Origin of the sequence: Mesorhizobium montanum (genome assembly GCF_033977145.1) — a bacterium.
Lineage (GTDB): Bacteria > Pseudomonadota > Alphaproteobacteria > Rhizobiales > Rhizobiaceae > Mesorhizobium > Mesorhizobium montanum.
Map to the genome: position 1 here is coordinate 26,466 of NZ_JAVIJF010000037.1, position 9,379 is coordinate 35,844.

A 9,379-nucleotide genomic window follows, 5' to 3' on the forward strand; every position below is an offset into this window, starting at 1 on the left:
TTCATCTCGCGGGTGAACTCGTCGCAGCCCATCAGGGGGCCTTGGCGAAAGTGTGGGTTGCCAGCGCAGATTGCGGCGAGCCCCGACTGAGTGCAGCAACGAGCGTCGCGATAGTTTGGTCGGCCAGCATTAGAGTCTCGGTTTTCTCTGCTTGGGCGCATTGGGCGAGCAGTTTTATCCGCCTACGTCGATCCACGCGGGTGCGGGATGGCTCGGCTTTTCCCATCCACGGGTCTCGACATCGACATCAGCAGCTTGAATGGCGTCCGTCAGCGGTGGGCTTACAAGCAGGTGGTCCATGCGTCGGTCGTAGCCGCCGCGATAAGAGAAGTCTCGAAAGGTGTAGATGCCCTTGCCCGGGCGGATCCGGCGTATCGCGTCCACCGAGCCCATGCTCAGCATGCGTGCGTATAGCAGTCGCGCTAGCACATGCCCTTAGCGACGTCCTCGATCAGCTTGACAATCAAATTGCGAAACCGCTCGTCGGAACTGTCTCCTATATTTCCAACTTCCTCGGACACCATACCGGGTGAGGAAACCGACCCTCCCCACTTAGCTGTACGTTGACTGTGAATGCCCTTCTGGCTGTCTTCTTCAATCCTGGCTTTCGGTAGATTTGGAACCGAACAGAAGGCGTTAACGCTTTGGCCTAGCGGCGCGCTGTGGTGTCTATGTCGATGGCCATCTCGCCCGCCACCTCTGATTTGGCTGCTTCCAGCGATGCAACAACGACCTCGTTTAGCCAAGCCCTGGGTGCCAAAGTCCACGATTGGGGCATTGGCATCCTCCTCCTCCTGGTCACGGCCCTTCTCGCCGCGCTCAAGGGCTTCTTTGAACTTAGCCATCCTAATCGCCTCCGACTTTGTCGGCGCCTGAAGCCGGTCCGCAAATCGGCCAGGGCTCTACCAAGCAATAGAACGCATGTTATCGAAGTGCGTTGCGTTGGCCTGGCTTCTGTGCTTGCCGCGACCTGTCGTCGACCCGGCTCGCCGAAAGGTCGTTGCTGATGACGGTTACAGCGACGCGCCCTTCAAGAAAGTCCTCGCGGCGGATTAGGCAGCAGCTCGGCAGGCCGCGGCTTCCCTGCGTAAGGACCTCTCCCTTGGTCGCGTCCTCAAACAAACCAATCGTTCCGATGCTGTCTCAGACGTAGCCGCGCGTTAGATCGTTCGAAACTTCTTTGCGCAGCTTTCAGACACAATTCAGAAACAGTCCAGAAAAACTCCAGAAATCGTTCGAGCGTAGAATTGGCCGGAGAGGGTCGATCGTCGGCTGCAAGCATTGCAGCACTTGTTCGGATTGGCGACAAGCGATGCGAAGGTTCTCGATCAGCTTGATGGGTGCGTTGCTTGGCGTATCGCTCGCCACCGGCCCTGTTGAAGCCGGCCAGGCCAAGGTTGCGACGACCCGGGCCGACGTTGTGCCAATCTCGGCCGCCAAGTCGACGAAGCCCTCGAAACCCATGCCGCGGCAACGCAGGTCACCGCGGCGAAAGCACTGCAAAGAAAGGGAAACCGGTTCTGCGCCAATAAGAAGGAGGCGCAGGGAATCCGGATGCTCGCGAACGCTCTGAGGCTGCTTGGCGTGACACCGATCGATCCGGATGCAGTGACACCCAAAACCGACCTGCATAATAAGGAGAAAAAGCCATGAAAAAGTCCCTCCTCTCCGTCCTCGGTCTAGCCGTTGCCCTGGCTTTCTCGATGCCGGCTCCCGGTGACGCCGCCGCGACCAAGACGACCGCTCCGGCTGCCTCGACCGACACGACCATGACACCCGCGCCGGCCACAACTACGGCCAAGAAGCCGCACCAAAAGGACGTAACGAACAAGAAGGCTTGCAAGCCGACCAAGACGCACAAGTGCCCGGTGAAGCACAGGAAGCATAGGAAGCACGCTGCGAAGGCTGCAGCGCCAACAACGGCAGCGCCAAAAACAGCCTATTGAGCTCCGCCATGTCGTGAAAAGGCCGTTCCATCTGTATTCACATGAGACGGCCTTTTTCTTTTCTTGCTGGCACGAAGCACGTCGACGGAACGTTCACTTATCGAAATGTGTTGCGATAGCGGTCGGTCAGCCTTCGTGGGTTTCGGGCGCCGGCCGGCGTACGAAAGTCCCTGAGGAAGGAACCCGCGGGCCAAAGGCGACGGCTATGGGAGATTTCGATCTGCGGCTGATGTCGGCGATTGCTGGGGCGTCGCCAAGGAGGGCGGCAATGGATGCGGACAGGCAGCTTCGTTGGGCCTCCGCGCGGTATTGTCAGTCGGGTGAGGGGCTAGGGCGTGGCCCCCGTCGGCGTCGATGATCACGTGGGGCGCGCATGGAGAAGGGGATGGGGCATCGTCGGGCTCCTTGTTGAGGAAGCCCGTCATGCTCTGGCCCTGCGGAACCCCGCTCAGGGCAGGCGCAATGACCAGTTCCTGATCTCTACCTCACCGCGGGCGCCCATCCCGCGCAGCGGGTTCGTTCTCCGGCTCCGAAGAGGACATTGCTCTTTTGCGCCGCAAGTCGGACATATATAGACCAGCGTCGCTGTGAGCTTGAAACGGACCCTCAAAAGTCAGAATCGACAGCCGAATAGACCTGCCGAACAGCACACGCGCTCAGCTGAAAAGACAAGCACTCGATAGGTCGGTCCTACGAGCCGCGCAGGCCTGATTGGAAGCCACGGCGCCAAACGCTCGCTCGCCACATCCAGGTATCACGGCCCTCGATATCACGCAGATCCTCGCCTGGGAGATCGTCCTACTATCTGCCGCGGTGCTTGCCGCGCCGACAGCTAAGGACATCGGCTGGTCACTGGCAAAAAACGTGCATGCTCTGTTTTGGCTATTGCCAATCCCGCAGACAGCGCACTCTCGCCAACATGGTGGCAGGGCACGTTGAAATGGTTCTATTCGAGCAGGGAATGGCCAGTGCCAATGGCATACAGCGACCGTTTTCCGACCGGGTAGTCAATGCCGGGAAAAGACCTCAGGATCTGTCCTCTTCGACGTTTGCGTCGATGGTGATTCCAGCACTCAGAGAATGGCTGCGATAGGATACGGTGACGCAGAATCTGCAATAGTCGTGCTCGAGAAGAGCGGTCAACTTAGGTGCGCCGCCGTAAACGGTGACGCATATGTCTTGGTCGCAACCCTTGCGGACTGGGAATCGTCGCCATTGAGTGAGCATGCGCATACCGAGTATCACGGCACTGCAACGATCCTGCTTGCAAAGCTTCGCAGATGCGGCCACTTCAAATAGTACTATGGAATCGCATCGTCACGTCGGCGGGACGTTGCGCGTGGGCAGGATCCTCTCGTCGCCATGAACCATGTGACGCTCCTCGCCGGGGGGCCGTCGGTCCCGCGTCCCGCCGTTGGCGGCGCTATGCTGACGCTCCCAGGGCTGCCCTTTTAACCGGTCTTGTCGCTGCAGTCGGTTCCGTGTCCCGGCCTAAGAGGCCGCCGCAAGTGCTGACGCTCCTTCGCCTACCTTGTTTCCAATCTAGCCTCTGCGCGCCCGCAGAGCTTCAATACCAGCTGCAGGTCTCTCATTCACGATGGGCTTCCCTGCAAAAGTAGAATGGCTACAGAGTCGACATTCAACGATGACGTCTCTATATACCGCCTGCCTCGGCGAAGGCTGGGGCGCGTTGGCGGAGAGATGTGCTACATTTTGTGACACCTATTGTGATACAAATGCGCCGTCGAAATCGAAAAAAATGAACAAAAACAATGGCATGCGCAGTGTAACGATCCCAGCCAACGGTACCATCATTCTCAATGATCTGAACGTTGCACCTTGACCCTTTCCATTCCCTCGGCTCAGCGGACCATGGTCAAGAATTCTTGTCCCACGGGCAAGATCTCTTGCCGGTCGAGGCCGACTCGGCTCGAATGGGGCATGCATCCTTTGCGGGGTGCGGACGTTTATGGCTACCAACCGGCTTAGCCGCTAGGGAAGAAGCAGTATGAGTGAACATGCGATCGAGTTCTTGCGCGGGTGGATTGGCGAGAAAGTTCAATGCCAGCATTCGCCGATCAAGATCGAGCAGGCCGAGACCCTCGCCAAGGAGTGCTGCGCCAAGGCCGCCGAGGCGGGCATTCTCCTGGAGGACATCCAGGAAGAGGTCGGCGACATTCAGGAACTGATCGCATCGCGCCTCGAGGAAGCCGCCGAAGAGGGCACCGGCGAAGCGAAGCCGGACAAGCCCGAGGAGTAAACGCCGCCCCGGCGCAGGCGCGCGGTATTCTTAGCCGAATTTTTCCTTCAGCCACGCCTTCGGCAGCGCCGGCACGAAATTGCCGTCGCGTCCCGTCATATCCTCATTGGCGACCAATGCATTGAGGATCGCCTCCTCGACACCTTGCACGACCGCGTCGAAGAACGGATCGATGTCGACATCCGGAATGAACTCAGCGCGTCCGATGCTGCCCGAGGCCCCACGCACCGCCTCCGGATTGGCGGTCGAAAACGCCAGAAAGATATCGCCCGAACTGTGATAGCCATAGCCGCCGGTCATGGCGATGCCGAGCGGCACGCGCCGTGCGAGCCGTTTCATCTGATGCGGCAGGAACGGCGCGTCAGTGGCGACGACGGCGGTGATCGAGCCCTTTTCGGCGCGGGGCGTGCCCTCGCGGATGGCCGGTTCGACCAGCTCGGGACCGACGCGGCGGCCGCGAATGGTGAAATTGTGCCTTTTGCCGAAATTCGCCTGCACGAACACGCCGAGCGTGTAGCGCATGTCCTGCCATCTCACGAGGCGGAGGCCGTGCCGGACCCGGCCTTGAAGGCGAAAGAGATCATACCGGTACCGCCGCCGACGCTGCCTTCCTCGATGGCGCCACCGGTTGCCCCGTCGAGTGCCTCGGCGACATGGTCGAAACCGACATGATGGCCGTTGATGTCGTTCAGAAAGCCGTCATAGGTCTCGGCCGCCACCGGCAGACCCCAGGCGCTGTCGAGCGCAGCGGGCAGCACTCGGTTCATCCAGCGCAGCGTGCCGTCGCGGGTCACGCCGCAGGAATGCGTGTTGGTGATGGTGACCGGGAAGTTGAAAGCGCCGGTTTCCTCGATGATGTGCGTGCCCGTCAGTTCGCCATTGCCGTTCTGGCTGAACACGCCGGCAAATATCGGCGTCGCGAGATCCGCGATCGGCCTTGGCAGGATCGCGGTGACGCCGGTGCGCACCGGGCCGTTGCCGACCCGCAGCGGACCCTCGCCTGAAATCAGCGTCGTGTAGCCCACCGACACACCCGGCACGTCGGTGATGGCGTTGAAGCGACCGGGCACGCCATCGAGCGCGACGCCGAAGGCGCGCAGGCGCGGCTTGCCCGACGGGGTGCGAAGATGCGGGTCGTGGCTGCTCACTAAATCCTCAAAACAACGAGCCTTGGCTGCCGGGCGCCTTGGTCTTCGCCGGTGGCTTGGCGGCCAGCTTGGGCCGCGCGCCGCCGCTGGTGGCGATGGCCTCCGCGGTGCCGTCGGCGAATTCGAGCTGCAAGGCGGCCCCGGGCGCCAACTCTTCGACCCGCTTGATCACCTCGCCGTCGGCATCCTTGACCAGCGCGAAGCCCCGCGCCAGCACGGCTCTGTGCGACAGCGTTGAAAGCAGCCGGTCGGCCTGGGTGAGGGCGGCGCGCAGCCGGTCCAACCGCCGCGCCGTCGCCTGATCCTGGCGTCGCGTCAGCGTGGCCAGCGTATCGGCCTGCTGCTTCTGACGCCGCACGATAGGCGCCGGCGACAGCCTTGCCGCCGTGCGTTTGAAGCGCGCGCGCCGTTCGCGCACGATGGCAAAGAACGCGGCGCGCGCCCGGGCAATATCGCGGCCAGTCAGCGTGCGCGCTTCGTTGAGTCGCCGCGACAGGGTCGCCGGCGTCAGCCTTTGCCGCTCCAGTGTTGCCCGCTTGCGTTCTATGTTTACCGTCAATCCGCGGCCGAGGCGGCTCGTCGCGTCGTCGAAACGGCGCCGCGGCAAGGCCAGCAACTGGTCGGGCGAGGGCAGCGCGCGCGCCGCGGCGCGCACCGCTTGGCGCTTGCGCTCCAGATGCCGCGAGGCGCAGGCGTTGAGCCGCGCGCCAAGGCTGGCCAAGGTGGCTTCCAGATCCGCCCTGACCGGCACGGCGATCTCGGCCGCACCCGTCGGCGTCGGCGCGCGCATGTCGGCGACGAAGTCGATCAGAGTCGTATCGGTCTCGTGCCCGACGGCGGAGATCACCGGAATGGCTGACGCCGCGACGGCGCGCGCCAACCCCTCGTCGTTGAAGCCCCAGAGGTCTTCCAGGCTGCCGCCGCCGCGCGCCACGATCAGGACATCGGGCTGTCGGATGGCGCCGTCAGAGGTTAGCGCGTTGAAGCCGTTGACCGCTGCCGTCACTTCCCTGGCCGTCGTCTCGCCCTGGACCCTCACCGGCCAGACCAGCACATGAAGCGGAAACCGGTCCTTGATGCGATGGATGATGTCGCGGATCACCGAGCCGGTCGGCGAGGTGACGACGCCGATGACTTGAGGCATGAACGGCAGCCGCCGCTTCCGGCTTGCTTCGAACAGGCCTTCGGCCTGCAGCCGGCGCTTGCGCTCTTCCAGCAGCGCCATCAGCGCGCCGGCGCCCGCCGGCTCCAGATTGTCGATGACGATCTGGTAGTTGGATTTGCCGGGGTAGGTCGTCAGCTTGCCGCTGGCGATCACCTCCATGCCTTCCTCGGGGCGGAACTTCAGCCTCGACATCGTGGTTTTCCAGACCACGGCATCGATCCGCGCGCGGTCGTCCTTCAGCGCGAAATAGGCATGGCCGGACGAATGCGGGCCACGATAGCCGGAAATCTCGCCGCGCACCCGCACATTGCCGAAGGCGTCCTCGACAGTACGCTTCAGCGCGCCGGAAATCTCGCTCACCGTGTATTCGGTGGCGTTGCCGCGTGATTCGGTTGCTGTTTCGTTCATCGCCCGATTGGGTAACGCTTATCGGCCGGCGTCAAGCACGGAGAACCTGGCCAATATCATAACGCGATCTTAAGCCCGATTTGCTTTGACTGGCGACAGGAGAGCCGGCCAGGGACGTGATGAGCGCACGCAAAAACAGCAGCCCGTTGACGAACCAGGTCACGCTGACCGTGCTGACGCTCGCCGCTTTCGCTTTAGCCATCGTGGTCGGCTTTGGCTTCTATGCCGCCGACCAGGCCGATGATGCCTCGCTCGAACGGCAGATAATGTTCATCGCCGATGGTTTGAAGGACCAGATTGCATCTGTTCAGCGTGAGCAGGAAAGCGTTTCGGTCTGGGATGACGCGATCACCAATGTGAGGGCAGGCAACCAGACTTGGATCGAAGAGAATCTCAGCGTCTGGATGTACACCTATTACGGCCACGACCGGGTCTATATTCTCGACGCCGGCAACCATCCGATCCACGCCATGCGCGAAGGCAAGGTGGTCGACGCTTCCGCCTATGGCGAGGATCAGCCGGTCCTTTTCCCAACCATCGAAAAACTGCGCGGCATGCTGGCTGGGCCACCGCAAACCGATGCCTCCGGCCAGCCCGCGAAGATGATCGCCGAGGATCTGATATCGCTCGGCGGCAAGCCGGCGATCCTCAGCGTCGCGCCACTGGTGCCAAGTTCGGACAGGGTCATTCAGGCGCCGGGCACTGAATATCTGCATGTGTCGATCGAATTCATCAGCGAAGCGGTCATCGGCAAGATCGCCGGGAAATATCTGGTCGATGGCGCCCGTCTGGTGCCGCTGTCGCAGCCGGCTGGGCCGGCCGCCATACCGCTGGTCGATTCGCGCGGTGTCATTCTCGGCTATATCGGCTGGGACCCGCTGCCGCCCGGCCTTACTCTGGTGCGCAAGATCGCTCCGGCCCTGGCGATTGCGCTGCTTGTGGCGGGCGGCGTTCTGGTGTTCCTGTTGCGCAGGTTGCGTCGCGCCTCGGCCGCGCTGCAAACCAGCCAGGACCAGGCGCAATATCTCGCCTTCCACGACACGCTCACCGGTCTGCCCAACCGGGCGCTGTTCGAGGACCGGTTGCGGCGCATGCTGCTGTTCGCCGGCCAGAGCGAAACGCGCGTAGCGCTGCTTTACCTCGACCTCGATCGCTTCAAGCATATCAACGACACGCTCGGTCATCCGGCCGGCGACAAGCTCGTGCGCCAGACGGCGGCGCGGCTGAAGCACACGATCCGCGAAGTCGACACCGTCGCGCGGCTGGGCGGCGACGAGTTCGCCGTCATCCTGCTCGACGTTCCCGACGTCGGAAGCGCTGAAGACATCGCCGAAAGGCTGCTGTTGAAGCTGCGTGAGCCGTTCAGGCTGATCGACGACCAGGTCTTCGTCAGCGCGAGCATCGGCATCGCGCTTTCGTCCGGGTCGGACACCGACGCGGACGACTTGCTGCGCAAGGCCGATATCGCGCTTTACGAGGCCAAGAAGAACGGCCGCGGCCGCTACCAGGTGTTCGCCGGCGACATGGACGATCTGCTGTTGCGCAAACAGAAGGTCGAGGCCGAACTCCGCAAGGCGCTGGATGGCGACGGCGGCATAAAGCTCGCCTATCAGCCGGTCTTCGCGGTGGACGGCCGCAGGATTCTCGGCGCCGAAGCGCTGATCCGCTGGACGCATGAGGTGCATGGCGCGCTGCCGGCGGGGCAGTTCATTGCCATCGCCGAAGAACGCGGGCTGATCGGCGAGCTCGGCAAATGGGCGCTGACCGAAGCCTGCCGCTTCGCCGTCACGACCGAACTGCCCTGGATCGCCGTCAACATCTCGCCCATGCAGTTGCGCGACGCCGGCTTTGCCGAGCAGGTCGCATCGGTCCTGAGCGAAATCGGGCTGGATCCGGCCCGGCTGCAGCTCGAGACCACCGAGAGCGTGCTGCTGGAGCACAATGACACGATTACTTCCGTTATCGCGGACCTGCGTGACTCCGGCATCCGCATCGTTCTCGACGATTTCGGCACCGGCTATTCGTCACTGAGCTATCTGCGCCGCCAGTCGATCGACAAGTTGAAGATCGACCGCTCTTTCGTGCGCCTGCTCGACGAAGACAAAAGTGCCGCTGCCGTCGTCAAGGCGCTGATCGAGCTCGCGCTGGCGTTGAGGGTCGAGGTGACCGCCGAAGGTGTCGAGACCGATGGACAGAAGGCCCTGCTGGTCGGCATGGGCTGCCACCAGCTGCAGGGCTATCTGCTGTCACCGCCGCTTGAGCCCGGCCAATTGCTTGCGCTGCCGGGTGTTTCGTCCGCCAACCAGGAACGCTCTGCCGCTCGCGCCTAGTACCTGTGCACAGGGGATTTGACGGTTTCGATGGGTTGTAGCCTGGGCAGGCTGTCGGGGTCGAGGAGCAGTTCAATGCTGCGCGCGACGCCGGGCTGCCTGCGGATCCATCCAGCGCGCTC

General features: G+C 62.6%; 6 protein-coding genes and 3 pseudogenes. 5 read left to right on the forward strand and 4 right to left on the reverse strand.

The genetic code is table 11. The features are described from left to right. Positions 1 to 174 precede the first annotated feature (174 nt). Positions 175 to 393, reverse strand: a complete 219-nt coding sequence (locus RFM68_RS32295; protein ID WP_320236995.1) for an exonuclease/endonuclease/phosphatase family protein — start codon at positions 391 to 393, stop codon at positions 175 to 177. Positions 394 to 422: 29 nt separating this feature from the next. Then, complete coding sequence (locus tag RFM68_RS32300) at positions 423 to 845, reverse strand: hypothetical protein (protein ID WP_320236996.1); 423 nt, start codon at positions 843 to 845, stop codon at positions 423 to 425. A gap of 467 nt (positions 846 to 1,312) precedes the next feature. Between RFM68_RS32300 and RFM68_RS32305 the strand changes: the two are divergent. From RFM68_RS32305 to RFM68_RS32315, 4 genes and pseudogenes are all read left to right on the forward strand, one after another. Further along, positions 1,313 to 1,653 (forward strand): annotated as a pseudogene (locus RFM68_RS32305) (hypothetical protein). Next, positions 1,650 to 1,946, forward strand: a complete 297-nt coding sequence (locus RFM68_RS32310; RefSeq protein WP_320236997.1) for a hypothetical protein — start codon at positions 1,650 to 1,652, stop codon at positions 1,944 to 1,946. The pseudogene RFM68_RS32305 and the gene RFM68_RS32310 overlap by 4 nt, the downstream one beginning before the upstream one ends. 919 nt (positions 1,947 to 2,865) lie before the next feature. Continuing rightward, positions 2,866 to 3,245: pseudogene (locus RFM68_RS33740) on the forward strand (hypothetical protein). A gap of 709 nt (positions 3,246 to 3,954) precedes the next feature. Further along, positions 3,955 to 4,206 (forward strand): hypothetical protein, encoded by a 252-nt coding sequence (locus tag RFM68_RS32315; RefSeq protein WP_320236998.1) that lies wholly within the window; start codon positions 3,955 to 3,957, stop codon positions 4,204 to 4,206. A 30-nt stretch (positions 4,207 to 4,236) separates the two neighbouring features. Here RFM68_RS32315 and RFM68_RS32320 read toward each other — a convergent pair. Both RFM68_RS32320 and xseA read right to left on the reverse strand, forming a co-directional pair. Further along, positions 4,237 to 5,354: pseudogene (locus tag RFM68_RS32320) on the reverse strand (DmpA family aminopeptidase). A gap of 7 nt (positions 5,355 to 5,361) precedes the next feature. After that, positions 5,362 to 6,927 carry an exodeoxyribonuclease VII large subunit gene (xseA, locus tag RFM68_RS32325; RefSeq protein ID WP_320236999.1) on the reverse strand — a complete coding sequence of 522 codons (1,566 nt, stop codon included), beginning with the start codon at positions 6,925 to 6,927 and terminating at the stop codon, positions 5,362 to 5,364. 119 nt (positions 6,928 to 7,046) lie between these two features. Between xseA and RFM68_RS32330 the strand changes: the two genes are divergently transcribed. Next, positions 7,047 to 9,257 (forward strand): bifunctional diguanylate cyclase/phosphodiesterase, encoded by a 2,211-nt coding sequence (locus RFM68_RS32330; RefSeq protein ID WP_320237000.1) that lies wholly within the window; start codon positions 7,047 to 7,049, stop codon positions 9,255 to 9,257. Positions 9,258 to 9,379: the final 122 nt, after the last annotated feature.